This is a genomic window from Vibrio rumoiensis 1S-45, assembly GCF_000286955.2.
GTDB lineage: Bacteria > Pseudomonadota > Gammaproteobacteria > Enterobacterales > Vibrionaceae > Vibrio > Vibrio rumoiensis_A.
Map to the genome: position 1 here is coordinate 67,478 of NZ_AJYK02000024.1, position 26,584 is coordinate 94,061.

The window sequence follows — 26,584 nt, forward strand, 5'->3', positions numbered from 1 at the left end:
GTTCAGTCACAATTTATCCTCAAACACCAATCTAATGGGAAAATGAATAAAAATAGAGCAGTGGTTAACCTGCTCTATTAAATACAAAATAACCAAACAGGCTTATCCCTGATTAGTTGAAGCTATTTGGCGTATATACCCAATAAGGGGATAGTCACTTACACTTAACCAATAAACGACAAATAGCCTTGGATAATAATTAAATTAACAATGTCGATGAAGAATGCGCCGACAATAGGTACAACCATAAAAGCTTGCGGAGAAGGGCCATAATGCGTCACTAATGATCCCATATTCATAACCGCAGTTGGGGTAGCCCCTAAACCAAAACCACAATGACCACCAGTAATGACCGCAGCATCGTAATTAGACCCCATGACTCTAAAGGTTACATTGTAGGCAAACACCGCCAAAATAAGTGTTTGAACACATAAAATAATCAACAGTGGAATCGCAAGCGAGAAGATTTCCCACAGCTTTAAACTCATTAATGCCATCGACAAAAATAATGAAAGCGAGACTGTACCCAGAATATCCACAGTGTCGGTATTGAGTTTGTACTTTCCCGACACTTCAAAAATGTTGGTGATGATCACACCAAGAAATAAAGCATAAACAAAATCAGGGATTTTCAACCAGCTGATGTTTAATGTTCCAACCCATTTTTCAATGTAAATCGCGCCGACCACACAAATGAGCATGGTAAATAAAGTTTCAATCACGCGATAAGCCGATACATGATCTTCTTCACGATCGTTATAAGTCACCACATCTGGGAAGTTGTCATGGTGTTTATCACCAGTGCCATATTCCGACATTAGATTGTGTTTTTGGATGCGTCTTTGTGCAATCGGCCCGCCAATAATACCGCCCATAATTAAACCAAAGGTGGCTGCTGCCATTGCAAATTCCAGGGTATTTAGCCCATATCTATCTTGGAAAGTGCTTGCCCACGCAGCGCCAGTACCATGCCCACCAGATAATGTAATCGAGCCAGCCACTAATCCAAGTAATGGGTTTAAGCCCAGCATTTCCGCTAAGCCAACCCCTACGGCATTTTGAATCACGATATAAATAGACGCGACTGCAAGAAAGATAAACACTTTTTTACCGCCTTTAATCAGCTGTGTGTAGCTGGCAGAAAGCCCCACTGTAGTAAAAAACAGTAGCATTAAGATGTGTTCTAACGGTAAGTCGAATTCTAAAGTGATGTTTTGAAAATGTAGAATAGTAATGATGACCGCAACAACAAGCCCCCCAACAATCGGTTCTGGGACTTTATATTTTGAAAGAAATGGGATTTTACTGTTAATGAAGTGCCCTAAAAGCAAAACGAAAATTGCCAGTAAAAAAGACTCGATAGAACCAACAGGATAAACCGTATTCATATACCGCCTCGAAAGTGAAATTTAATAGAAATGTTTTGGTTCAGATTTTTAGCATAGACAAAGAAAGGGTGATTCACTCGATTACAGCGAAGTATTTCTATTATAGGTGCCTATGGTGTCGTTGAAACCAAAAAATACTGAGTGGGTAATGCGAAAAAGGCAGACAAACTTTGAAATAGATTGAATTATTGACATTAATCTTTCAATTTTATGACGTGTTACATAGTTAATCATTTATCATGTGAATAATAAATTTCTATCTATATGTAAAACTGCTGGAGTCCACCTTGCCTGTTCTATTTTGCCACTCATGTTGTCGCAACACACAACATAAGGAAGTGTTACGCAAACGTGCTGAAGATGATTTCTCAATGAAAACCAAACTTCAAAAGTTTAGTGAGTTAGTCAATCAACTTTTCAGCGGCGTACATTACCACAAAATGGACCCTGTGTGCTTCTGCCGTGATTGTAATAATCAAAATCCCGAAAAAAATTCACCTTCAACACACTAATATTACAATGTTTTTGGTATGTCGCCAGTCGGCATGCCAATATTTTATCTTCAATAGCACTTTCTTGATTTCTCCCCCTTACTACCATTCTTAAACTCGAGTAGAGTATAAGCTTATCACTTGCATCCGCTGCCGGTTTAGATTCGGTCATCAATATGATCGGTCATACTAATGGCGTTACACAGAGGGAAAAGAATGGCTCGCTACTATCAACAGATCTTATCGGTTTGGAATTACTTTAAGCTTAATCAAACGCTTCAAAAAAGCGATGCTATTTTACTACTGGGCAGTTCAGATTTGCGGGTCGGTGAACGGGCGGCGGAGCTTTATCAGCAAGGTATCGCGCCTTTAGTGATCATCTCTGGCGGTAAAGGCCGGATGACAGATGGCGTATTTGAGTTATCAGAAGCGGAAACATTTGCCAAAGTCGTAATGGATTGTGGCGTTCCTCATCATGCAATCTTGTTGGAAGATAAGTCGACCAACACAGGGGAGAACTTCCAATTTACACAGCAGCTTTTAGACAAAAAAGGCATTACTTTGCAAAGTGTTACTTTAGTGCAAAAACCTTATATGGAAAGGCGAGCATTGGCCACCAGTGAAAAAGTTTGGCCGAAGGTTAAAGCGCAAGTCACGTCACCTCAATGTGATTTTCTAGATTATTGCAGTGTGTTGCATCCGTCTACCGAAGTGATCAATTTAATGGTTGGGGAGTTGCAGAGAATGAAGCATTACCCACCTCAAGGCTTTTTTGCTGAGCAACCTTGGTCACCAGAGCTTGATGAAGCCTTAGAATCATTACTTGCGATTGGTTATGACGAGCAGACGATTTTATAACGAACAAATTTATATTGAATTGGCCGTTTTTTACATTGTTACTAAAAGTACATTGTTCTAAAAGACGGAAGATAAAGGAACTATCAACATGCAAATGACAGTCACCACCACATCTTGGCCAATTAATGGATCATTTACCATTTCGCGTGGCTCGAAAACACATGCAGATGTCGTTATGGTTGAGCTGAGTCATAATGGCAACATAGGCCGTGGAGAATGTGTTCCGTATGCAAGGTATGGCGAATCGATAGAACAAGTATTACGAGATTTAAAACAGCTCCAATCACAACTCAATGCCAACACTACCCATCAAGATATTACACAGTTACTACCTGCAGGCGCGGCGCGTAATGCATTAGATTGCGCTTGGTGGGATTTACAGTGTAAACAGCAACACCAGTCGATTTGGCAACTGCTTGATATCAAACCAACAGCACTCACCACCGCGTTTACCTTATCGCTTGATACCCCTGAAAAAATGGGGCAGGCCGCCAAAGAAAATCAACAACGTCCGGTATTGAAATTAAAATTGGCTGGGAAAGGGGATATCGCAAGGGTTACTGCTGTGAGAGAAAACTCACCTAATGCCATGATCATTGTTGATGCCAATGAAGGTTGGGATATCGATTTATATCATCAAATGATCCCGCAATTGGTTGAGCTTAATGTCGCCATGATCGAACAACCTTTTCCATCCACCAAAGATCATTGGCTCGATGGACTTGTACGCCCGATCACCATTTGCGCCGATGAATCGTGTCACGGCATCGAAAGCCTCGCGACGCTGGAGGGTCGTTATGACATGATCAACATTAAGCTAGATAAGACTGGCGGATTAACTCAAGCACTCGCGTTAAAACAAGCCGCCATTGCACAAGGTATGCAAGTCATGGTTGGCTGCATGGTTGGCAGCTCCCTTGGCATGGCACCTGCCTTTGTGGTGGCGCAAGGCGCGGATATTGTGGATCTTGATGGGCCACTGCTGCTGGCTGAAGATGAAGAACATGGGTTTGAATTTGATGTTTCTAGCATGAAAGTAATGAGTAAAAGGTTGTGGGGGTAAAGGTAAATGCATGATTCATTCATTTGGTTTTGGGAAGAGGAATTAGATGAAATTTAAGTGTGATATAGATCCTTTAAAAACAAGAATCAAATGGCTTAATCTTGTTTTTTATACCTTCTTATTGGTGAGCTTATTAGTTTATTATTTCTACCCAAAGGTTTTTATCATAAGAGGGAGTTTAATCGGAGTGGTTATTTGTTTCGCAATCTGGCATGTTCTCGGAATGATCAAAGATCATTATAGAGGTAGTTTGGAAAAACATCGCTCGGAGATTATCGATATAAATGAATGGGGTATTGAATATCATCATGAGGCGAGTGGTTATCGATTTAAAAAAAGCAATGAGGAGATCCTCGCCGTTAAATTTACTCGATTTTTGGGCACGCCTAAGATAAAAGTACGCTTTACTCATAATGAAGTTTTTGATTTTTTTTGGTTCAAAGATTCGGATGTCCTTTATCGTCAGCTTAAACATAAGGAGAGTTTGAGATAAAAGCATAGAAGTTAAAACAGATAAACCGTTCCATCCTTTCAATGGCAGGTGAAAAATGCCAATCATGGTAATAGCATGAAAAAGATTCAGGAATGATAGATATTTTCACATTTCACCTTGGATCTGCTTAGAAAAAATATCAGTAATTATTTTCATAATGTCTCGAGTGTTTTTATCCGCATAAGAAGCATAAATGAGTACAGAAGAGGGTGGTATTGCCGGTAAATTGTATTTGTCGGTTATATCGATAAGGCCAGATGGCGCCGATCTTTTTGGATATATACCAATGGCAAGTCCGGCTGAAATGGCGCTAGTAATTGCTGTGATGTTATTCCCCACGAAGGATTCAACCCACTTGATTGAGGTCTTATTGAGTGTCTGTGCTGCGACATTTCTTAAGCCACAGTCTTCTTTCAGCACCGCAATCGGCAGTGGTTCGTGTCGATTAAAGGTAAAACTGGGAGTGGCATACCAACCAAAATGTTCAGGGCACAACGCTTCCCCATCAATGCGTCCATCGTCGCTACGGATAATGATGGCGTTCAGTAAGCCGCTGTTGCAGTTTTCTAATAATACTCGTGAACTATCAATGGATAATTCAACCTGTAATAAGGGCTCAATGGTGTTGAGTTCTGATAAAACCTTCTCTATTTCTGGCCCAAAAACATGGCAACCAACGCCAAGCTTAAATTGTTTTTTGGCAAGAACTAAGCTGGAAACGGCTTGATCATTCGCTTCAACAAGCTTAATCGCGTAGGGTAAAAAAGCCTCCCCAGTTGACGATAACTTAATTTTTCTAGGGGTTCGATCAAGAAGCTTCACGTTTAATTTATCTTCTAATCTTTTCAATTTCACACTGAGTGTGCCTTGGGTTGTTCCTAATTTATCTGCGGCAAGAGTAAAACTTTTTAGTTCATGGATGGCTAAAAAAGCTTTAACTGATTCAATATCTAAGCTGAGCATGAGGAGTCCCTTCTTGTATGTTGCCGTGTCTCGGCATTATTTATCCCTCTCATCTGTATATTAATTGTAAAACCACCTTGTTTATATAGCTCGTAGTCAATTGTTTCGATTGGAGTATTGGTTTTTGTCATTACAGAAATAGCGAAGAGCGTGTTCATCCCATACTTTGTTGATGTTACTTTTTTGAACGACCGAATATCACTTATTTTAGGTGATTTTTAAAATTGGAACGGACTTCTAATCTTGTTGAGGAAGTTTAAAGGAGTGTAATCGATTATGTTTTCCACAATATCATATAAAAATAAAATAGCGCTGGTGGCAGTGTGCCTATCTGCGGTGATGCTGGGGTTAGAAATTACCAGTATTCCTTCTATTTTACCTACGTTGAAATCCCTGTTACCTGCAGATTTTCAACAGCTTCAATGGATAATGAATGCTTATACCATTGCCATGTGCTCGGTGCTGGTTGCAACCGGCGCACTGGCCGATCGCTTTGGAAGAAAAAGGATATTTATCGCTGGAATTACTGTGTTTGCCATTGCATCACTTATTTGCGGCTTGGCAGGCAGTGCCACCGTATTAATTGCGGCAAGATTCTTACAAGGGTTAAGCGCCGCTGCCATGCTTTCTTGTCAGGTTGCGGTGTTATCTCACCAATTTCAAAATGGGAATGAACGTGGTGTTGCATTTGCAACTTGGGGGATTGTATTTGGGTTAGGGTTGGGTTTTGGCCCCATCGTTGGTGGAATTATCTTAGAGCTAGCAAGCTGGCAATGGGTGTTTTTAATTCATGTTGTGATTGCCGCGTTGACTTTATTATTGGCGAAAAAAGGCGTGACTGAATCCTCCAATCCTAATGCTGGAAGGATGGACTTTGGCGGCATGATAACGCTCTCACTATCGGTGTTTGGTCTCGTGTATTTAATTACGCAAGGACATGAGTCGGGTCTATCGAGTGATGTTGGGATGTTCATTTTAGTGGGTAGCATTGTGAGCTTATTACTCTTTATCGTGATAGAGAATAAAGTGAAACACCCAATGTTTGATTTTTCCGCTTTTAAAGTTCGTAATTTTTCTGGGGCTTTATTCGGTGCTAGCGGCATGAACTTTAGCTTCTGGCCATTTGTTATCTATTTCCCAATTTATTTGCAATCCGTACTTGGTTATAGCGCGATCATGTCAGGGCTTACGGTATTAGCACTCACGCTACCCACTATTATTGTGCCTCCTTATGCAGAACGCATGTTATTGAAAAAGGGAGCTGGGTTTGTTATCCCACTTGGCTTATTTACGATTTCAGCAGGCTTCGTGGCGATTTGGTTTGCGGTGACGATGCCAAGCACATCATGGCTAACTCTGTTACCAGGCTGCTTAATTGCGGGTGTAGGTTTAGGATTAACGAATACACCGGTAACCAATACGGCGACAGGTTCGTTACCTCCAGAGCGAGCTGGTATGGCATCGGGCATGGAGTTCAGTGCCAGAATGATATCGCTGGCGGTTAATATTGCCATTATGGGCTTGGTGTTAGTTCAAGGTGTTGCGGTGGGTCTAGCTGATACTTTACCGCTTTCCGGTGCACAGATAGAAGTACTTGCTGGCGCGATTGCTGCAGGCAATGTAACTGCAGCGCAATCTTTCGGGGTATCTTCAGATCTCGCTACGAATATACTAACGACAGGTTTTAGTTGGCTGGTGCTTTATGGAGCAATAAGTGCTTTGATTTTAGGATTAGCAGCAGCCGTTACCTGTGAACGTAAGCATCGCACTGAAATTGATAAGTCTATAAGTGTTACGGCTAAGTAGGCGGTGTTACTAATTTAGTCATCGTTATGCCATTGTCATGGATATCCAACAAGGAAAGTACAGCTTGTTGGATATCCATTCTGAAATTTTATACGGCTATAATAGGTAGCGTTAAATATTTTGAACATGAGCAGCTCGATACACTGGTTGAAGAATTAAAGTCTAAGGGGAGCGAATTTACCCAAGAGCCTACCGATAAAGATTACTTGTGGCGAGAAGCGATGTTAGCGGATCCTTCTGGTAATGGAATCAAACGGTATTGGACTGGTGAAAATAGACTTAACCCACCTTGGCGCATCAATGCCTAACCAAACACAATTAAAATGGGCAGTACGCCATATCAATACCATTAGTTGCTAAAAATCACAGTGGATGGCAGTTGCTATTTGGATATGAAGCTAACGAGGTGACGTAGTCAACAACGCCACCAGCACATCCAAATATTGATCAAAAGCGAGATCCGCAGAAATCGCTGGTAGCTCTATTGTTACGCACAGTAAGTCTCGTTCGCTGCACCAAGATCCAAATGAGCCCGGCGTGTCGTAACCTACATCATCGACCATTGGTAAATCCATGCGATCTGATAACCATTTAGCCAGTGATGAATGGCTAGGATCATCAATGCAGGCCAAAGGTTCATGGAGGGAAACCACCCAAGCGGGGCTTAACTTTTCAATCAATTGGCATAAGGCTTGGGTTTCAGGTTCTGAATTGCCACGTCCACCTGTGCCAATCAATACATCACGTTCAGGCTCTTCGGTACTCCAGCGATACACAGTGCCACCCGCTTGCCAATTCTGACTGGCAAAATTACGGTTAAGATCAACCCCATTGGCGTTGGAACGCGTACCGAATTGATTGCCATCTGGGTTCATGCTCAAAATCACATGATGACGAAGTAGCCCTTGTTCAATTGAACGTAGCGCACAAGAGAGGCTAATGATAGATGTCGTTTCATCCCCATGCGTACCCGCAATGATAAGCCCAGTATTCTCATCTTCAATTTGAGCTGGAAAATACACCAATGGGGCACCCAAAACAGAATGCCCATAAGTAATGGGTTTACGTTCAAATTGGCCACGTTGCTGTCGAGGGCGAAGGTTGATAGTCATGGGATTCCTAATCTATTGATAGCCATTCTTAATGGAAGTTTTTCTATCCTATTGATTGGAGTATTACTTAATCGAGCGCACAGATAAAGGTGTGATGGTAACAAATGTGCAAGAAATAATGGGTAGAAGCCTTGGTTAGCGTTATAGTTATTAAAGTGATATTTTTTATTTAAACCAAGGATCAACCATGCCTAAGTTTCCCCTTTCAATCATTGCTTTAGCACTCTCTACATCTTATGTTATGCCTACTTTTGCTGCTGAAGTTCCTGTTGGTGTTACCTTAGCGGATAAACAAGAATTAGTCCGCGGCAATGATGCCGAAGCGCCAACGCTTAACCCACTTAAAGCCGAAGGCATTCCAGAAATGCATATTTTGCGCGATTTATTCGAAGGCTTGGTGATTCAAAATCAAGATGGCAGTGTGGTGCCGGGTGTGGCAGAAAGCTGGGAAACGAAAGACAACCAAATCTATACATTCCATTTACGAAAAGAGGCTAAATGGTCAAATGGCGATCCAGTGACCGCGCAAGATTTCGTTTTTAGTTTACATACGGCGGTAGACCCTAAATTTGCCTCGCCAAATGCATGGTATTTAAAGCTTACAGGCATTCAAAACGCGGAAGCGATTATTGATGGTAAACAAGCGGTTGAATCTCTTGGGGTAAAAGCACTTGATGCCCATACGCTGCAATTTCAACTTGATAAACCAGTGCCTTATTTCGTTGCGATGACCGCGCATACCGTGATGATGCCAATCAACCAAAAAGTAGTAGAAAAGTTTGGTGATAATTGGACAAAACCCGAGAACATGGTTTCAAATGGGGCTTATAAACTACAAAAATGGGTGATTAACGAACGTTTGGAAATGGTGCGTAATCCAAACTATTGGGATGACAAAGATACCGTCATTAACAAGGTCACCTACATTCCATTTGAAAGCCAAACTGCTGCGATGAATCGCTATTTAACCGGTGAAGTGGATATTACCTCTGATGTGCCGGTTGCGATGGTCGATAAACTCAAACAAGATCACCCAGATGCTTATAAAATCACGCCTTTATTATGTACTTATTACTATGCATTAAACACCAAGCGAAAACCTTTTGATGATGCTCGTGTGCGTAAAGCCATCTCTTATTCCATCATGCGTGATGTGATTGCTAACGGTATTACGAAAGGTAACGTTCCTGCTTATACTTTCGCCCATCAAGATGTCGCCAATTTTAAAGCCACACAACCGGAATACAGCCAATGGACTCAGCAACAGCGTGATGCTGAAGCGCAAAAACTGCTAAAAGAAGCCGGTTATGATAAATCCAACCCACTGAAAGCCACATTGTTGTACAACACCAGTGAAAACCATAAAGCCATTGCGACCGCGATTGCCTCTATGTTGAAAAAGAATTTAGGCATGGAAATAACGCTCGATAATCAAGAATGGAAGTCTTACTTGGCTGCTCGTCAGCAGCGTAATTTTGATATTATGCGCGCATCTTGGTGTGGTGATTACAATGAAGCATCGACATTTTTAAGTTTGCTAACATCTGGAAATGATAAGAACTTCCCTTCTTATGCTAATCCCAAATACGATCAAGTATTAGAAAAAGCGCAAAGTGCAGTCGATTTAAAAGCGCGTAATCAGTTCTACGATCAAGCAGAACAAATGCTAGCGCAAGACATGCCTATCGCTCCAATTTACTACTTTATGCAATCACGTTTGGTGAATCCGAAGTTAGGTGGTTATCCAATGCACAATGCAGAAGGGCGTATTTACTCGAAAGATTTGTATTTTCATCAATAACCTCTGATTCATCAATTAAGCCATAACAAACCCGATCGGAGTATCGGGTTTGTTTCGTTTTAACCGCATATTATTGTAATTTTTGCCCAGAAACCGCAGGGTGATACAAAGGCTGAACAACATTGCTAGCAGGATCAGTGCAATGAAAACTGCGTGCACCATCACTGTGATCATGAGGGGTATCGAGTAGAGGGACGCCTTGTGATTGTAAAAAGTCATACCAATTTTGTAGATCTTGTTTGCTATCGACAATAAAACCAAAATGATCAAGGTTATGTTGCCCCGAATCCTGAGGATGATGAGCGCGAGATAAAGACAAATTATCGTTACCGCAGCTTAAATAAACTAAATTGTCATTCGCTCTGCGTAGTATCTCCATCCCCATGATTTCATGGTAAAAATGCAGGCATTCTTCAAATTGGTACACTTTTAAAGCAAGGTGTCGTAGCCCATTAAATGCTTTTGGTCGTTGCATATTAGCCTCCCTACGTGAATTTGTACTCATTATTGTATACAATGTTATCATATTTTGCGAATGACGGAGGAAATATGTTCTGTATTATTGTTAAAAATGAAGTAAAAGTAGGCTGTCGTGAGCAGTATTTATCCATAATGAAAGCGAACGCAAAAGCATCAGTTTTACATGAACCGGAATGCTTTGCTTTTGATGTTCTTGAAGATCAGAAAAATGATCATCATTTTTACCTTTATGAAATTTATGCCAATGAATCCGGCTTAGCACTGCATAAAGAGACTCACCATTATTTAGAAAGTCGTAAAGGTTTGGCGGATATTGTCGAAAATGTCACGGTGATCCGTTGCGATGTCATTGAAAGAAATTAACTATGTTTTATAGCTCAATCGCTGTGTCGGCAAGGGCTTATGTAAAATTGAATAAACAAGGAGGAAGATTATGAGTTGGAATGTCTATTTATCAGGTGAAATTCATACCGATTGGCGTGAGCAGATCATCCAAAGCTGTGAAGAAAAAGGGTTAGATATTCAATTTACCTCAGCAGTGACCGATCATGGAAGCAGTGATGCAGCAGGCGATGGGCTAGGAGAGGAAAGTCATTCTTTTTGGCGAGATCATAAATCGGCCAAAGTGAATGCAATTCGTACCCAAACGTTGATTAAGCAATGCGATCTTGCGGTGATTCGTTTCGGAGATAAATACAAACAATGGAACGCTGCGTTTGATGCGGGTTATTGCGCCGCACAAGATAAACCATTCATTACACTACACAGCGACGATATTATTCACCCACTTAAAGAAGTGGACGCTGCCGCGCAAGCTTGGGCAACCACAACCGATCAAGTTGTCGATATTTTAGAGTATTTGCTGACGATGAAATAAGCGTTGTTGGTTGTTTATGGGCGTCTTACTAAGAAAACGCCTTTACTGACATTTCAATAAAGGCGTTAGTTTGTAGCTTGTTATTCTAAGGCTTCAAGCTTAACGCTTTATCAATATCTTCAGCGCTGTGACGTTCTTCAATGGCTTCCCAAGGTTCACCCATCGGTTTATTCACAATGCGGCCACGTTGAACAGCAGGGCGATCAGCAAGTGCTTTTGCCCAGCGCTGTACGTGGGTATAGCTTTCTACATCTAAGAATTCAGCAGCATTATAAGCGTTGTTTAACACGAGGTTGCCATACCACGGCCAAATAGCCATATCAGCAATGCTGTACTCTTCCCCTGCAATATAAGTATTTTTTGCAAGCTGCTTATCTAAAACATCTAACTGGCGCTTAGCTTCCATAGAAAAACGGTTGATTGGGTATTCGTATTTCTCTGGTGCGTAGTGGTAAAAATGACCAAAACCACCGCCTAAATATGGTGCAGAACCTTGCAACCAGAATAACCAGTTCATCACTTTAGTGCGATCTTCGATAGCCGTTGGTAAAAATGCACCAAACTTTTCTGCTAAATAAAACAAGATCGAACCGGATTCAAAAACATTGATCGGAGTTTCGCTACTGCGATCCACCAATGCTGGGATTTTTGAATTAGGGTTTACATCCACAAAGCCTGATGAGAATTGATCGCCATCACCAATTTTAATCAAGAAGGCATCATATTCCGCTTCAGTAATGCCCTTTTCCAACAATTCTTCTAGCAAAATCGTGATCTTTTGGCCATTAGGCGTGCCCATTGAATACAACTGAATAGGGTGTTTGCCTACAGGTAATTCTTGTTCATGTCTTGCACCTGAATCCGGTCGGTTAATGCTGCCCCATGTGCCGCCTTGTTGCTCATTTGTCCAAACTTTTGGTGGTGTGAATTCGTTTGTCATCATCATTCCTTGTTTATTACTTACATAACTAGATATTAGGTTGTTTTACGAGATTAAAAGGATAGATAGGTTTTATTGTTACTTTTGTTCAGAACACTTAGTTATGAGGAAGATGGTTTTTATATTAAGTAGGTTATTTAACGGATGGGAACCTATGAGGTTTTATAACGCATTTGACGTTCACAATGTTGGAAATTCAATGGCTTAATAGATAGACGCCTCACATATTGCTCAAAATTTATGCCAGCATAAGGTAGCTAAGGGTATACACTAGAAAGCAGTTACATCATGGTTTTAAGGAATATCATGTTAAAAAGTAAAGGATTTACATTAATTGAATTGGTCGTGGTGATTGTGATTTTAGGTATTTTAGCGGTTACGGCTGCGCCTAAATTTTTAAACTTACAAGATGACGCGAGAGTATCCACATTAAAGGCATTGAGTGGCGCAATTAATTCGGCAACGGGTATCGTTTTTGGAAAGTCTGCAGTTGCAGGCATTGATAGCCAAGAGTCGGGATCGGTCGATGGTATTGCGGTCATTTATGGTTACCCAGAAGCAACGTTTGAAAATCTAACCAAGTTTGTTGATGGTGTTGAAGACGCGAATTGGCAAGTTTATCTTGAAGCTGCCGATTGTGGTGTAACAGGGTGCGTAATGCTCGGTTACCCAGGGCAAGATATTACAAAGCCTGAGTCCTTATGTGTGGTTGGCTACTTTAGTTCAGGATACACAGCACTGGGCAGTGATGTTTTTATGACAGCCCGAAGTTATTTTATTGGTGAAGAGTGTGGTGGAATGCCGATTTTCGAGGTTCCTTTCATTGGAGGGTGATCGCTCGGAATTCTGCATCATGATGTGATTTAGATATATTCTTGAAATAAAAAAGAAAGTGATACGGTCTGTAAGTATGGTTTGTTGCTTTACGCTAGCAGGATTTTCGCTCAAGGCGATTTGATTTGAATCTTGTATTGGTAATGCTAGGGTAGAGCAACATAAAATCTACACTCAGGAGTCAGTATGACGTATTCAGTAAAGTTAAAAGCTGGGGATGATTTTCCAGTATTGGAATCAACGCTATTCGATGGTTCAACCGTAACCCTTGGTAAACCGAATGGTGATGCCACATGGCAGGCTGTGGTGGTGTATCGTGGTAAGCATTGTCCTTTATGTACTAAGTACTTAAATGAGTTAGAAAGCCATAAACAAGCATTGGCTGATCTTGGTATTGATGTTGTTGCGGTATCTGCGGATTCAAAAGCGCAATTAGAAGAACATTTACAAAAGCTAGAAGTGAGCTTTCCAATTGCGTATGGCCTAACAGAAGATCAAATGAAAACATTAGGTCTGTATATTTCTAGCCCGCGCTCGGAACAAGAAACGGATCATAACTTTGCTGAACCGGGTTTATTTATTGTAAATGAAAAAGGGCAAGTTCAGGTTATTGATATCTCTAATATGCCATTTACTCGACCAGAATTGGGAACACTTTTACATGGCTTAGCCTTCATTCGTAACCCTGAAGCTAACTACCCAATCCGTGGCACTGTCGATTATTAATCAAACGAATTAGCCTAAATCATCTCTGCCCAAAATCCAGTTAGGATTCGGGCAGTTTTTCAGGTAAAAATCTGCTTCATTTGGGTCAACCACTCCCGGGTAATCGTTAAGGTATTCACCCATATCACGAATGATTTGAAAGTGCAGGTGAGAAGCCCAACCGCCATTTTCATTCACATCCCCAATAGTCGCGAAAACTGCCCCTTCTTTTATGGTTTTACCAATGTGTAATGCGTTTAATGATGAGGCCGCTAAGTGGCCATAAAGCGTATAAAAAATCACGTCTTCTAGCTCATGACTTTTTCTTACTCAGTTGAACCAGTGTTTCATGCCATGCTGTATTGCCATCTTTCTTGGTTAAATCATATTCAGTACAGAACTGAGATATCGTCATATTGTTGTCACCAGTTGCTAACTTTAACGCTAACTGGACTTGTTGAAGTTTGCTTTGAAGGCGCAGAATTTGTCCTGCATTAGGGTTCTTTTCTTTGGCGTATTTTAAGGCAGCATGTTTGCGCTCTGCAGCGCCCGCTCTACGGTCGGCTTCTCCCAGTAGAAATTTCAACTGAGCGACACTTTTTCCTTTTTTAAAAGCAGGTTCAAGTAATTCAACACACTCATCAAATGACGGGTTTACAACGTATTGATCAACTTTACGTGCTTGTTGGCGCATCCACTCTAGAGCGAGTTTTTCATCTGGCATAATGGGATCTTTACAAAAAATTAGCTTTATATGGTATCGCTCAATAGCAAACCGTTGCAATAAAAAGTTGAGTGTCTTTGTTGTTGGTGGCGATAGGTAAATTAGAGTAAGTAAATCTAATAGGGTTATGTACGTTCTAGATTGCCTCTCAGCAAAGCGATAAATTGAAAGCACGGACGCGTGAAATTACAGAATATTAGCGATAAAAAATGGCCAGCTGATGATTCAGTTGGCCATTATGCACTTTTGCTTTTGAAGATTAAGCTTTGCTAGATTGCGCTGCCGCTTGAGCTTCTTCTGCACGACAAACTGCTGCAGTAAACACCACGTCTGTTGAGCTGTTTAAGCCAGTTTCTGCTGAATCTTGGATGACACCAATAATAAAGCCTACTGCTACAACTTGCATTGCGATGTCGTTAGAAATACCAAACAAGCTACAAGCAAGTGGGATAAGAAGTAGAGAACCACCCGCCACACCAGATGCACCACACGCTGAAACAGCGGCCACTAGGCTAAGTAAAATAGCCGTTGGTAAATCCACTGGGATACCTAACGTATTGACTGCTGCTAGTGTTAATACGGTAATGGTGATCGCCGCGCCACCCATGTTGATGGTTGCACCCAGTGGGATAGAAACCGAATAAGTATCTTCATTTAGCTTTAGTTTTTCACACAAAGCCATGTTGACTGGAATGTTCGCAGCACTTGAACGAGTGAAGAACGCCGTTACGCCACTTTCACGTAGGCATTGGAATACCAACGGATATGGGTTTTGCTTTGTTTTAAGATATACCAACAGTGGGTTTACGATAAGTGCAATGATAGCCATTGAACCTAGTAGAACCGCTAACAGTTGTGCGTAACCTGCAATCGCGCTGAAACCTGTGGTTGCGAACGTGGTTGCCACAAGGCCAAAAATACCAAATGGAGCAAGACGAATAATAAAGCGAACAATACCAGAAACACCGTGGCTAAGGTCGCTAAACATGTCTTTTGTGGCTGTGTTTGCATGACGAAGTGCCAAACCTAAACCAACAGACCACGCCAAAATACCGATGTAGTTTGCATTAACAAGTGCATTGACTGGGTTATCAACAATTTTAAATAGCAGAGTATTTAATACTTCACCAATGCCTTCTGGCGGTGTTGTACCAGTTGCTGCATTCACAAGCGTTAAAGAAGTTGGGAAAGCAAAGCTCATTAGAACAGCGGTTAGAGCTGCTAAAAAAGTACCGACGAGATACATGATAATAACAGGACGCATGTTGCTGCTTGAATCTTTTTTCTGGCTGGCAATTGATGCTGCAACCAAAACAAAAACAAGGATAGGAGCAATAGCCTTTAACGCGCCAACGAACAAGTTACCAATAATGGCCATGCTCGTTGCGGTTGAAGGAGACACCATTGCAAGGGCGATACCTGCAATAATACCGACTAAAATTTGTAGCACCAAGTTGCCATTGGCAAATCGAGAAATGAACGAGTTGTTGTTTTGCATAATTAAGCCTGCTTTTATATTTTATTGTCAGTCAAAATCCAGTTTGACTCACCTAGTCGTATCTAGGTAGAGCCATAATAGCTTCTGTAGTGAATCTGTCTACTTTAAAGCGGATTTATCAGTACAAGAATTAACAACAAACACCATTTACCGTGTTTATATGTTGTTAAATAAATGTTGCGCAGGTTTATATCACAGAAAATTATTAAGGGAAAAAAATTTTTCTGATTCTGTGCGCGCACGAGATGATGTGAATGAGGTTGGAATATTCAAGCAAGAAATAGAAATTTGAATTGAGTTTTGATGAGGATAAAAAAAACCGAGCTGTGCAATTGCTTAACTCGGTATGTAGAACAATGAAGTTAATGAAATATTAAGGTTTAACCGATAAAAAATTTATACCCTAGAGATAACATTAAAAGGCTTAGTGAAAGAGATATTGTTCGTTGTATTAGTTTAGGGCCATACTTTAAAGCGGAAGTACTTCCAACGTGGTTGCCCCATAGGTTCATGATGACTAGAGGAATAGCCAACATGTACAAGACATTACCAGCAATGATGAATGCAATCAAAGCCCCAATGTTTGATGAGAAGTTAAACAGCTTTGACGTAGCAGAAGCCGATACTAAATCAAACTTTAGCAAATAGTGCAGTGCTAAAATTAAGAAGCTACCAGTGCCAGGGCCAAAGAAACCATCATAAAAACCAATGACAAAAACCGCTGCGGGCACTCCAAACCAAATCGTACCTTTACTGATTGTCTGCTCATTTGAAGTGGAGTGACTATTTTTAGGGATAAAGGACAACACGATACCAATTGGTAACATGGCAAAAATGATTTTTCCTATGGTGTCGGGGTCAAAATACAAAATGGCTTCTGCTCCAACATAGGCACCAGCAAGTCCTGTAGGAATACCTGTTGCAACGGCTGTCCATACTACTCGCTTATTTCGTATAAAATTTCGAATGGCTGCTATGGTGCCAAGTGTACTGACAATTTTCTCCTGACCAAGTGCAAGATGAGGAGGCAGCCCCGCCAGAATAAACGAGGGTACTAGAATTAATCCACCACCACCGGCCACACTGTCGATGAAACCGGCAGCAAATGCTGACACCATTAATGCAACGAGTATCCAAAATGTAATATCATTTCCTAACCAGTCCATTCGTCATATCCCTTATTGTTGCGCTGCGTCGTAGGCTTTGATCAGAGCAGAAGTATCCATGCGACCTAGCCCAAGTGACTGAAGGTTTTCATATTGCTTATAGGCGTTTGATGTTAATGGTAGGAGCAAATTATATTTCTCTGCTTCTTTTAAACAGATCTTCAGATCTTTATGCATCCAGTCGATAGCAAATCCAAAGTTGAATTTATTCTGCGACATCGTTATTGCTCGGTTTTCCATTTGCCATGATCCAGCAGCGCCATGTTTAAGTACGCTTACGACTTGCTCGATATTTAAGTCTGCTTGCTTGGCGAGTAAAAGTGCTTCACTTAGCCCTTTTAATATGCCTGCAATACATATTTGGTTGACCATTTTACAGCGCTGTCCTTGCCCATGCTCTCCTAGCAACGTTATTTGTTTTGCATAGTTATCAAGAATTGGGCGTACAGCTTCAAACGTACTTTGTTCACCACCGCACATGACGGTTAGTGCTCCATTTTCTGCTCCAGCTTGACCACCGGATACTGGAGCATCGATAAAGTGAATGTCTTGGGCTAAGCAAGCTTGTGCCAGTTCTACTGCCAATTCAGCGGAAGTGGTGGTGTGATCGATTAAAGTAGCTCCTGGTTTCATCGACGATAACACGCCATTTTTGCCATAAATAACGCTTCTTACATCGTCATCATTACCGACACATACAATCACGACTTCGGCATTTTGCGCTGCTAGACGTGGCGTTTTTTCATACTCACCAGAAAATTCAGCAACCCATTTTATCGACTTGGATTCTGTTCGATTATAAACCGTTGTATTGAATCCTGCTTTAGATAGGTGACCAGCTATTGGGTAGCCCATTACACCTAAGCCAATAAACGCGACACAATTATTTCTTTCCATGTGAATTGCTCTCTTTTAAATTAGTTTATATGTCAATTAGCGCTGGTTCTTAATGTAATTCAGATTAATGACATATGTCAATTTATTTTAATTGAAATAGGATATGTGTTTTAAAAAGACATGAAAGTGAATCAAGGTTTATACTTAGTGCTTGAATTGGGATAGGAGATAAGAGTGAGTAGCAGTAAATTCAGCAAAATTGCTCAGATTATTGAGGAGCGAATTGAGAATGGGGAATATTTACTTAATTCTAAGTTACCAACTCATAGAGTACTTGCGGATGAGTTGAATACGACGCCTGTTACGATTGCAAAAGCGTATAAACTTCTTTCGAATAAAGGAAAAATTGAATCTTTTGTGGGGAGAGGAAGCTTTGTCTGTGGGGAATCCAATTTAAACTCTGCAATTAAAGCTTCAGAAATGGAGGAAACGTTTAACTTTTCTATTCTTCAACCTTGTTTGTATAAAAATGTAGTGCCATTGCAAAAAGCGTATCAAGTCGCTAGTGAAAAGTTAACCGCAAGCCTTATTGGTTATACCGAACATACTGGCCATGAAAATCATCGTGAGGCAGGGGTTGCTTGGGCTAAATATTTTGGTTTAACTGGTGGGTCGGTTGATAACACTTTACTGACGAATGGGGCGCAGCATGCACTTTCACTCCTCATTCACGCTCTAACCAAACCGGGAGATACGATTGCAGTAGAGGAGAAGACTTACCCTGGAACATTGGCGATAGCGAGTTTATCGGGGCGTAAAGTGGTAAAAGTTTCAATGGATGAGCATGGAGTTTCACCTGAGGCGTTAGAGCTTGTGATCGATGAGTGGAAACCAAAGCTGGTTGTAATTGTCCCTTCGCATCAAAATCCCACCGGTATTACTATGCCTGAAGTGCGTCGCAGGAAAGTGGCGGAAGTCATAAAAAGAAAAGATATTTGGTTAGTTGAGGATGACATTTATTGCTTTCTGGATGAAAGGCCAATTCCTGCTATCAGTAATTTTATACCGGAGAAAGCTTTTCATATTTCCGCGTTGTCCAAAGCGCTTAGCCCTGCAATGAGATGTGGCTATATTAAGGCTCCAGAGAGCCACGTAGAATTGCTTAATGCTCATATTCGAGCAAATATTTGGCTTTCACCACCGATAAACTATATAGCCGCAACCTATTTAATTGAATCTGGTGAAGCTTTTAAAATTGCAGAGCAACAGCGTAAAACAGCATTTGAACGGCAAACGATCGCGCGTAAAATCTTGCCAACAATCCAATGTAGATCAACGGGCTACCACATATGGCTTCCTTTACCATTACATTGGACATCTGAGCGTTTTGTTGCAGAAGCAAAAAATCGTCATGTGATTATCAGTAGTGGTAGTTATTTTGATGCCACTGGACACGAATCTCGTCATGTTCGATTATCACTGATGTCAATTAGTAGCGAAGCTCAGTTAGAAGAAGGGCTGAGAATTTTGCAAAATTTATTAGAATCAAAAATCACTACTTTCCCTTTTTAAATATAAAAACGCCACTCTTATACCGCACTATTGAGGAGCTTTGATATAAACCCCAATAGTGCGACCATCTTTTATGGCATTCATTGTATTGCGCGCAAATAACAACATTGCTTTCGGTTATTTCTTGAACAATATGAAATCACTAACTAGCTTTATAAAAAGCCGTACCCGTTATGAACTTAGATGATGTGGTGCCAATTAAACCTGACACCATGACATACCTCATTATGGAGCTTCTTGCTCACTAGGTGTTTTGTGTGCTCCTCGCTCCGAATAACGATAAAAATCGGTAACCATTTTCCACGTTAAAACAAAGGCGTATCGCCATAATAAGTGGGAAATATTGAAGGACGAGGGGGAATCTTGGATAGATTGCGCAAAAACGCTATTGCGTTCACTCGAATGGTAGTGAGCTTAATGGTTTTGGTTCCAATGGTCGCAATACCAGCCGAAACCAAATTTAACTTAACTCAAGGGGTAACAGAAATTAGCGGGAAGGTGTATCACCTTCACATGTTGATTTTTTATATTTGTTGCGCCATCGCTGTCGTGGTGTTTGGTGTGATGTTTTATTCGATCGTTCGGCATCGAAAATCTCGCGGAGCAGTTGCTGCTCACTTCCATGAAAGCACTAAAGTAGAAATCCTTTGGACAGTTATACCCATTATTATCTTGGTGCTTATGGCGATCCCTGCGACCAAAACGTTAATTGCGATGGAAGATACCACGCAAGATGAATTAACGGTGACGGTCACTGGATCGCAATGGAAGTGGCATTATCGCTACTTTGATCAAGGCGTAGAATTCTACAGCTTCTTAACGACTTCTCAGAAACAAATCGAAGGTACAGAAGAAAAGGGTGCAAACTACTTATTGGAAGTGGATAACCCATTGGTGCTGCCAATTAACCGTAAAGTACGTTTTTTAATGACTTCTGATGATGTTATTCACTCTTGGTGGGTGCCAGATTTTGCGGTGAAGAAAGATGCGGTTCCGGGCTTTATTAATGAGGCATGGACCAAGATTGATAAACCGGGTATTTACCGTGGCCAATGTGCTGAGTTGTGTGGACGTAACCACGGCTTTATGCCCATTGTTGTTCAAGCCCTACCCGAAGATGAATTTGATTCTTGGTTGGTAGAGCAAAAACAAATTGCCGCCGCTAAAAAAGCGGAAGCTGAAAAAGCTTTAGGTAAGACGCGCAGTTTGGATGAGTTGATGGCGATGGGCGAAACCGTTTACAACGAGCGATGCGGTGTGTGTCATCAAGTGAATGGACAAGGTATTGCTAATGTATTCCCTGCATTAAAAGGCAGCCCAATCGCTTTAGGTGATAAAGCTGAACACATTAATATCGTGTTGCATGGTAAAGCGGGGACAGCAATGCAGGCATTTGCTAACCAGTTGAATGAGGAAGAAATTGCTGCCGTAGTGACTTATGAAAGAAACGCATGGGGTAATGATACAGGCGATAGTATTCAAGCCTCAGATGTGAAGCAAGTGCTTACTAATGGCGAGCTTACAGAGAGTTCAACCGACAGCAATTCAGCCAGTCATCAGCCTAAAAATGAGAGCTTAGAAGGCGAAGTTTTTAAGAGCAATAATTCTGAAAGCGATGTCGTTAAGAGTAATAGCCCTAACATGATGAGCTTTGCCAAAAACAACTCGGCACAAAATAGTCAAACGGAGGCACAATGAACCCTTCTCCTTCTATTGATACCACAGCCGAGACAAATAAGGCTGCCGATATCAACGCAACAGAACATGTGAATGCACAAGATCACGATCATCATGGCCCTGCTAAAGGCATTAAGCGTTGGATTTATTCCACCAACCATAAAGATATAGGTACCTTGTATTTATGGTTCAGCTTGATCATGTTTTTTACGGGTGGTGCCATGGCGATGGTGATCCGAGCTGAATTGTTTCAACCCGGTTTGCAATTAGTCGAGCCGCACTTCTTTAATCAAATGACGACAGTTCACGGCCTTATTATGGTGTTTGGCGCGGTTATGCCAGCCTTTACCGGGCTAGCGAACTGGATGATCCCGATGATGATTGGTGCGCCAGATATGGCTCTGCCACGCATGAATAACCTCAGTTTTTGGATACTTCCTTTTGCGTTCTTAATTTTACTGTCATCGTTGTTGATGCCCGGTGGTGGCCCTGCTTTTGGTTGGACATTCTACGCACCGTTATCGACGACATTTAGCTCTGACAGTACCGCGTTATTTGTGTTCTCTGTTCATATTATGGGGATCAGTTCGATTATGGGCGCGATCAACGTGATTGTGACCATAGTGAATATGCGTGCACCCGGTATGGATTGGATGAAGCTGCCAATGTTCGTATGGACATGGCTGATCACGGCTTTCTTATTGATTGCAGTAATGCCGGTATTGGCTGGCGCGGTGACCATGGTATTAACCGATAAATACTTCGGTACGAGCTTTTTTGATGCCGCGGGTGGGGGCGATCCGGTGATGTTCCAGCATATATTCTGGTTCTTTGGACACCCTGAAGTGTACATTATGATTTTGCCGTCATTTGGCATCATTTCAGCAATTATCCCAGCATTTAGCGGTAAAAGGCTCTTTGGTTATCATTCGATGGTGTACGCTACTTGTGCGATTGCTTTCCTTTCTTTCTTAGTGTGGGCGCACCATATGTTCACAACCGGAATGCCAGTTTTCGCTGAAATTTTCTTTATGTACTGCACTATGTTGATTTCCGTGCCGACAGGGGTGAAAGTATTTAACTGGGTCGCGACGATGTGGCGAGGCTCACTCACTTTTGAAACCCCAATGTTATTTGCGATAGCCTTTATTGTGTTGTTCACCATTGGGGGCTTTTCTGGCTTGATGCTAGCCATTGTGCCTGCTGACTTCCAATATCATGATACCTACTTTGTGGTGGCGCACTTTCATTATGTGTTGGTGACGGGGGCGGTGTTCTCGATCATGGCCGCTGCATATTATTGGCTGCCGAAGTGGACAGGAAATATGTATCACCAAACTCTTAGCTTATGGCATTTCTGGCTTTCGCTGATTTCCGTCAACGTCTTATTTTTCCCAATGCATTTCTTAGGTTTAGCCGGAATGCCAAGGCGTATTCCTGATTATGCGATTCAATTTGCCGATGTGAATCAGATCGTATCGCTGGGAGGTTTTGCCTTTGGGCTATCGCAATTGCTGTTCTTGGTGATTGTTGTGAAATGCGTAAAAGGCGGCGAGCCTGCACCAGCCAAACCTTGGGAGCGAGCTGAAGGGTTAGAATGGACCGTACCAAGCCCTGCGCCGCACCATACGTTTTCAACACCACCTAAGATCGAAGGTTAGTGATTAGTTTGTGAGAGAAGGTTGTCAAAACTGAGCCGAACGAAAGCGTCACCACCGCGCCCATACTGAAAGTTTAAGGTATGAAAATACAGGGCATAAAAGGATTCTGTTATGAATAAACCAGATCCGAATAATCAAATTGATAGTGAACAACCTGCCGACAGTAAGCCGGTTGAGAGTAAGCCAGTAAGCAATAAAAAGTTGATTGTTTACTTAATGTTAGGTGTGGTGGGAATGTTTGCGTTTGGGTTTGCGCTCGTGCCTTTGTACGACATTATGTGCGAAAAACTCGGTATTAATGGCAAAACCAACACGGTAGCGGCTTCTTCTCAAGGGATACAGGTGGATGAATCACGTTTAATTCGGGTGCAATTTATGGCGCAAGTCAGCCCGAATATGCCGTGGACATTTGAACCGGTTGAAGCGCAAATGGATGTGCACCCCGGACAGGTGATTCGCACTAGTTATCGCGCCGTTAACTTAGGGAACAGTGCGATGATTGGACAAGCGGTTCCGTCGATTGCCCCTGGATTAGCCGCCACACACTTTAATAAAATTGAATGCTTTTGCTTTAACCATCAGCCGCTTGAAGCAAAAACGGAAGCGGAACTGCCGGTCATTTTTTATGTTGATAATGACCTGCCAGCTTCGATTAACCGCTTAACCTTGTCATATACTTTATTTGATATAACTGAAAGCGGAGCCACAGGAAAAAGCACAGAAGAAGGCACTTCTGGCGTGAGTAATGCCAGCGTTACTAGGAGCAACACCAGTGCCACTATGAGCAAGGGGAGCGCCAAAGTCGTTCGCTCAAACTAAGAGACATCCAAGTTCGTTTCAAATGAATTGATTCGTTCTAAGGAGAGCCAAGATGAACAAAACCAATGAAGCGATCAACGCTTCTCATGCGAACTATTCAGGCAACCAACAGGCGACTTCAGCAACTCGTCAGCCGGAAGTGTATTACGTTCCCTCTGAAAGCAACTGGCCAATCGTAGGCGCGTTTGCATTATTTTTGATTGCGGTTGGCGCAGGGCTTTATCTTCAGCCAAAAGGCATTTTAAGTAATGTAGGCGGCTTTTCACTATTTGGTGGTTTTGTCATTCTTGTGATCATGCTGGTGGGCTGGTTTCGTAATGTGATCCAAGAATCAATGTCCGGTCTTTATTCTCATCAAATAGAGCGTTCGTTTCGCCAAGGCATGAGTTGGTTTATCTTTTCAGAGGTGATGTTCTTTGGCGCATTTTTCGGCGCTTTGTTCTATGCCCGAATGATTTCTGTGCCTTGGTTGGGTGGCGCATCCAATAATGCGATGACCAATGAGGTTTTATGGCCCGCTTTTGAAGCGATCTGGCCATTGGTAAGTACGCCAAGCGGTGTCACAACGGAAGCTATGCCGTGGCAAGGACTGCCATTAATGAACACCATTATCCTGTTAACCTCTTCTGTTACATTGCATTTCTCGCAGCTCAGTTTGGAAAAAAACCAACGTACAGCACTTATCGTATGGCTTGAAATTACCATTGTGCTGGCGATTGCCTTCTTATTTTATCAAGGTCAAGAATACGCACACGCCTACCAAGAAATGAATTTAACGCTACAATCTGGTGTGTATGGAAATACCTTCTTCTTACTGACTGGGTTTCATGGATTACACGTCACACTTGGAACGCTATTTTTAATTGTTCTATTGGGGCGTATTGCCTTTGATCACTTTACCCCGAAAGATCATTTTGCTTTCCAAGCCGGCAGTTGGTATTGGCACTTTGTCGATGTGGTGTGGTTGACCTTGTTTATTTTCGTCTATGTTTTGTAGTGAGTGCCTTAAATTAGCCTTGAGGTAAGGTTATAAAAAATGAATGGATAGAAAATAGAGTAATAGAGTGTTGGCTGAGTAAACAACAGCTTAATAAGGTCGAGGGTTCGGGGCGACTAGCCCGGTTGCCATCGCTAGAAGTAAAAGGATTATGACCAAGGCGGAGAAGATAAGCCGCTTGCCGAGAAAATGGCTCATAGGAACGGTATTTTGTTCATCTGGGTTTTGCTTCACCATTAAATACAAAGCTTTACCAAGGTTGAAAATGACGAACAATAGCAGCAGCACCAACAGTAGTTTGAATACGAAAATGATGGTCATGGAGCCTCCTATGGGTACAAAGATCAGCATCAAAAAGATTTTTCTGATTGTAGTAACTGTGGCTCTGTTTATGTTGATGGTCAAATTAGGTTTTTGGCAACTTGATCGTGGGCATCAAAAACTCGCAATGGAGCAAGCATTAGAGCAAAGAATGAGTGAACGCCCGATACCATTGACCGATTGGCAAGACGATAAAAGCCAACCTCAAACGGGAATAAAAGTTGAGTTAACCGTAACGCCATTTTTTCAACAAGCCGCACAGCAACTAGCCGAGCAACAAACTGACCAACAAAATAAGCAATCCAAAGTACAAGACGTAAGCTCAATGAATACGGTACCTAATTTGGTTTTTTTAGATAACCAAACCTATGAAGGAAAAGTGGGTTACTTGGTCTTTCAATTAATTGATGTGAGCGAGCTTAGTGATTATGCGGTTGCGTTATTGGAACTAGGATTTGTGCCGGGAAGCCGAGACAGAAGGGTGTTACCTCCTGTTGGATATGTGGTGACACCTCAACGGATTGAAGGGCGATTGTACCGCAGACAAGATAACCCGATGAGCCGAGGACTCATGGTTGAAAAAATGACTACCCAAGCGGGACAAGCGGTATTGAGAATTCAAAATTTATCGATGAATGCGCTTGAATCAAGATGGGATAAAACGCTTTTCCCTTATGCCATTCAGCCGCTGTCTTTAGTGAAAATGATGAATGTTGATGGCGAAGTTAGTAAGGACTTACCTCACCCTTGGAAACCAGTGTCTATGGCTTCAGACAAGCATATTGGTTACGCAATACAATGGTTTTCAATGGCGGCAGTATTGTTGATGTTAGCCTGTTGGTTTGGTTATAAGCTTTATCGGCAGTCACGCCATTCGGCTAAAATTTTAAAGTGAGGTCAATATGACTATCTCGGTGGTTAAGATGAAACAAGGGTATTCTGGCAAAAAAGTATTGTGGCTTATGTTGTTTGTATTTGCGCTACCCATAATCGCCGCAAAATTAATTTTATCTCAGCACTGGTATCAATCTGGCGTGACAAATAAAGGGATACTCATTACACCTACGATGCATTATGCCTCTATCGGAATGGAAAACCCCGCCCCACATTTATGGCAAGTCGCTTATGTGCTTCCTGAGCGTTGTACTCAAGTGTGCCAGCAACAACTTCATTTATTGCAACAATCGCACATTGCTTTAGGAAAAGATCAACCAAGAGTGGTCAGTGTGGTGATCGTTCAACCCAATAGCGATACATCGGCATTACTTGAAAGCACCGGTCAAAAAAAGGATTTTATTACGGTGTTGGCAAGCCAGCCGAGTGATGAAATTCAAGGCTTTAATTTTTTGGTTATTGATCCGCTTGGGCAATGGGTGATGCGTTACCCAAGTAGCCAACAAATCGAGAAGTTACCCGATGAAAGCAAAGATATATTAAGCGACTTGCGTAAGCTGCTTAAGCTGTCTCGAGTAGGGTAAGCATTGTGAATTGAGGTTTCAGG

Annotated in this window: 25 protein-coding genes and 3 pseudogenes; 17 read left to right on the forward strand and 11 right to left on the reverse strand. The window is 41.8% G+C overall.

What is annotated here, in order from left to right; all coding sequences use genetic code 11:
- Positions 1–164 precede the first annotated feature (164 nt).
- Positions 165–1,388: a sodium/glutamate symporter gene (gene gltS / locus A1QC_RS03545; RefSeq protein ID WP_017025495.1), complete on the reverse strand. Its 1,224-nt coding sequence runs from the start codon at positions 1,386–1,388 to the stop codon at positions 165–167.
- Positions 1,389–2,095: 707 nt separating this feature from the next.
- Between gltS and A1QC_RS03550 the strand changes: the two genes are divergently transcribed.
- The 3 genes from A1QC_RS03550 to A1QC_RS03560 all read left to right on the forward strand — a co-directional run bounded on the left by A1QC_RS03550 (position 2,096) and on the right by A1QC_RS03560 (position 4,293).
- Entirely contained in the window at positions 2,096–2,737 is a 642-nt protein-coding gene (locus A1QC_RS03550) for a YdcF family protein (protein ID WP_017025496.1), read from the forward strand.
- 88 nt (positions 2,738–2,825) lie between these two features.
- Positions 2,826–3,800, forward strand: a complete 975-nt coding sequence (gene dgcA / locus A1QC_RS03555; RefSeq protein WP_017025497.1) for an N-acetyl-D-Glu racemase DgcA — start codon at positions 2,826–2,828, stop codon at positions 3,798–3,800.
- 46 nt (positions 3,801–3,846) lie between these two features.
- On the forward strand, positions 3,847–4,293 hold the full coding sequence (locus A1QC_RS03560) for a hypothetical protein (RefSeq protein ID WP_017025498.1): 447 nt from the start codon (positions 3,847–3,849) through the stop codon (positions 4,291–4,293).
- A gap of 105 nt (positions 4,294–4,398) precedes the next feature.
- On the opposite strand, the gene A1QC_RS03565 is transcribed toward A1QC_RS03560, so the two are convergent.
- Positions 4,399–5,256 (reverse strand): LysR family transcriptional regulator, encoded by an 858-nt coding sequence (locus A1QC_RS03565; protein WP_017025499.1) that lies wholly within the window; start codon positions 5,254–5,256, stop codon positions 4,399–4,401.
- 276 nt (positions 5,257–5,532) lie between these two features.
- On the opposite strand from A1QC_RS03565, the gene A1QC_RS03570 reads away from it, so the two are divergent.
- Both A1QC_RS03570 and A1QC_RS03575 read left to right on the forward strand, forming a co-directional pair.
- A complete protein-coding gene (locus A1QC_RS03570) occupies positions 5,533–7,062 on the forward strand; it encodes an MFS transporter (protein ID WP_017025500.1) in 1,530 nt (509 codons plus the stop codon).
- Positions 7,063–7,169: 107 nt separating this feature from the next.
- A pseudogene (locus A1QC_RS03575) lies at positions 7,170–7,370 on the forward strand (VOC family protein); the annotation flags it as partial.
- Positions 7,371–7,460: 90 nt separating this feature from the next.
- Here A1QC_RS03575 and mpaA read toward each other — a convergent pair.
- The gene (gene mpaA / locus A1QC_RS03580; protein ID WP_026025864.1) at positions 7,461–8,168 is read right to left on the reverse strand and encodes a murein tripeptide amidase MpaA; all 708 of its coding nucleotides are present in this window, start codon (positions 8,166–8,168) and stop codon (positions 7,461–7,463) included.
- 193 nt (positions 8,169–8,361) lie between these two features.
- Here mpaA and A1QC_RS03585 point away from each other — a divergent pair, with 193 nt between their 5' ends.
- Positions 8,362–9,975: a peptide ABC transporter substrate-binding protein gene (locus A1QC_RS03585; RefSeq protein WP_017025503.1), complete on the forward strand. Its 1,614-nt coding sequence runs from the start codon at positions 8,362–8,364 to the stop codon at positions 9,973–9,975.
- Positions 9,976–10,045: 70 nt separating this feature from the next.
- On the opposite strand, the gene A1QC_RS03590 is transcribed toward A1QC_RS03585, so the two are convergent.
- Positions 10,046–10,450, reverse strand: a complete 405-nt coding sequence (locus A1QC_RS03590) for a VOC family protein (RefSeq protein WP_017025504.1) — start codon at positions 10,448–10,450, stop codon at positions 10,046–10,048.
- A gap of 74 nt (positions 10,451–10,524) precedes the next feature.
- On the opposite strand from A1QC_RS03590, the gene A1QC_RS03595 reads away from it, so the two are divergent.
- Positions 10,525–10,818, forward strand: coding sequence for a putative quinol monooxygenase (locus tag A1QC_RS03595; RefSeq protein ID WP_017025505.1), 294 nt, complete (start codon positions 10,525–10,527; stop codon positions 10,816–10,818).
- 70 nt (positions 10,819–10,888) lie between these two features.
- Positions 10,889–11,332, forward strand: a complete 444-nt coding sequence (locus A1QC_RS03600) for a YtoQ family protein (protein WP_017025506.1) — start codon at positions 10,889–10,891, stop codon at positions 11,330–11,332.
- 85 nt (positions 11,333–11,417) lie between these two features.
- Here the strand turns inward: A1QC_RS03600 and yghU are convergent, their stop codons facing one another.
- Positions 11,418–12,272 carry a glutathione-dependent disulfide-bond oxidoreductase gene (gene yghU / locus A1QC_RS03605; RefSeq protein WP_017025507.1) on the reverse strand — a complete coding sequence of 285 codons (855 nt, stop codon included), beginning with the start codon at positions 12,270–12,272 and terminating at the stop codon, positions 11,418–11,420.
- Positions 12,273–12,578: 306 nt separating this feature from the next.
- Here yghU and A1QC_RS15750 point away from each other — a divergent pair, with 306 nt between their 5' ends.
- Together A1QC_RS15750 and A1QC_RS03615 are read left to right on the forward strand one after the other, a co-directional pair.
- Positions 12,579–13,106 carry a type II secretion system protein gene (locus A1QC_RS15750; RefSeq protein WP_017025508.1) on the forward strand — a complete coding sequence of 176 codons (528 nt, stop codon included), beginning with the start codon at positions 12,579–12,581 and terminating at the stop codon, positions 13,104–13,106.
- Positions 13,107–13,292: 186 nt separating this feature from the next.
- Positions 13,293–13,832, forward strand: coding sequence for a peroxiredoxin-like family protein (locus tag A1QC_RS03615; protein ID WP_017025509.1), 540 nt, complete (start codon positions 13,293–13,295; stop codon positions 13,830–13,832).
- 9 nt (positions 13,833–13,841) lie between these two features.
- Here the strand turns inward: A1QC_RS03615 and A1QC_RS03620 are convergent, their stop codons facing one another.
- From A1QC_RS03620 to A1QC_RS03640, 5 genes are all read right to left on the reverse strand, one after another.
- Positions 13,842–14,114 (reverse strand): peptidoglycan DD-metalloendopeptidase family protein, encoded by a 273-nt coding sequence (locus tag A1QC_RS03620; RefSeq protein WP_017025510.1) that lies wholly within the window; start codon positions 14,112–14,114, stop codon positions 13,842–13,844.
- A 10-nt stretch (positions 14,115–14,124) separates the two neighbouring features.
- Entirely contained in the window at positions 14,125–14,535 is a 411-nt protein-coding gene (locus A1QC_RS03625) for a hypothetical protein (RefSeq protein WP_017025511.1), read from the reverse strand.
- 259 nt (positions 14,536–14,794) lie between these two features.
- The gene (gene sstT / locus A1QC_RS03630) at positions 14,795–16,033 is read right to left on the reverse strand and encodes a serine/threonine transporter SstT (RefSeq protein WP_017025512.1); all 1,239 of its coding nucleotides are present in this window, start codon (positions 16,031–16,033) and stop codon (positions 14,795–14,797) included.
- Positions 16,034–16,413: 380 nt separating this feature from the next.
- Entirely contained in the window at positions 16,414–17,199 is a 786-nt protein-coding gene (locus A1QC_RS03635; RefSeq protein ID WP_017025513.1) for a sulfite exporter TauE/SafE family protein, read from the reverse strand.
- A 12-nt stretch (positions 17,200–17,211) separates the two neighbouring features.
- Positions 17,212–18,096, reverse strand: a complete 885-nt coding sequence (locus A1QC_RS03640; protein WP_017025514.1) for an NAD(P)-dependent oxidoreductase — start codon at positions 18,094–18,096, stop codon at positions 17,212–17,214.
- Positions 18,097–18,270: 174 nt separating this feature from the next.
- Between A1QC_RS03640 and A1QC_RS03645 the strand changes: the two genes are divergently transcribed.
- The 5 genes and pseudogenes from A1QC_RS03645 (at position 18,271) to A1QC_RS03665 (ending at position 24,762) form a co-directional block, all read left to right on the forward strand.
- Positions 18,271–19,608 (forward strand): PLP-dependent aminotransferase family protein, encoded by a 1,338-nt coding sequence (locus tag A1QC_RS03645; RefSeq protein WP_017025515.1) that lies wholly within the window; start codon positions 18,271–18,273, stop codon positions 19,606–19,608.
- Positions 19,609–20,010: 402 nt separating this feature from the next.
- A pseudogene (gene coxB / locus A1QC_RS03650) lies at positions 20,011–21,102 on the forward strand (cytochrome c oxidase subunit II); the annotation flags it as partial.
- A 281-nt stretch (positions 21,103–21,383) separates the two neighbouring features.
- A pseudogene (gene ctaD / locus A1QC_RS03655) lies at positions 21,384–22,946 on the forward strand (cytochrome c oxidase subunit I); the annotation flags it as partial.
- Between the two features lie 111 nt (positions 22,947–23,057).
- Positions 23,058–23,765 carry a cytochrome c oxidase assembly protein gene (locus A1QC_RS03660; protein WP_017025518.1) on the forward strand — a complete coding sequence of 236 codons (708 nt, stop codon included), beginning with the start codon at positions 23,058–23,060 and terminating at the stop codon, positions 23,763–23,765.
- A 52-nt stretch (positions 23,766–23,817) separates the two neighbouring features.
- Complete coding sequence (locus A1QC_RS03665; protein WP_017025519.1) at positions 23,818–24,762, forward strand: cytochrome c oxidase subunit 3; 945 nt, start codon at positions 23,818–23,820, stop codon at positions 24,760–24,762.
- A gap of 90 nt (positions 24,763–24,852) precedes the next feature.
- Here A1QC_RS03665 and A1QC_RS03670 read toward each other — a convergent pair whose 3' ends face one another.
- Complete coding sequence (locus tag A1QC_RS03670; protein WP_017025520.1) at positions 24,853–25,083, reverse strand: DUF2909 family protein; 231 nt, start codon at positions 25,081–25,083, stop codon at positions 24,853–24,855.
- A 10-nt stretch (positions 25,084–25,093) separates the two neighbouring features.
- Between A1QC_RS03670 and A1QC_RS03675 the strand changes: the two genes are divergently transcribed.
- On the forward strand, positions 25,094–25,978 hold the full coding sequence (locus A1QC_RS03675; RefSeq protein WP_017025521.1) for an SURF1 family protein: 885 nt from the start codon (positions 25,094–25,096) through the stop codon (positions 25,976–25,978).
- Between the two features lie 7 nt (positions 25,979–25,985).
- Positions 25,986–26,561, forward strand: a complete 576-nt coding sequence (locus tag A1QC_RS03680; RefSeq protein WP_017025522.1) for a hypothetical protein — start codon at positions 25,986–25,988, stop codon at positions 26,559–26,561.
- Positions 26,562–26,584 lie beyond the last annotated feature (23 nt).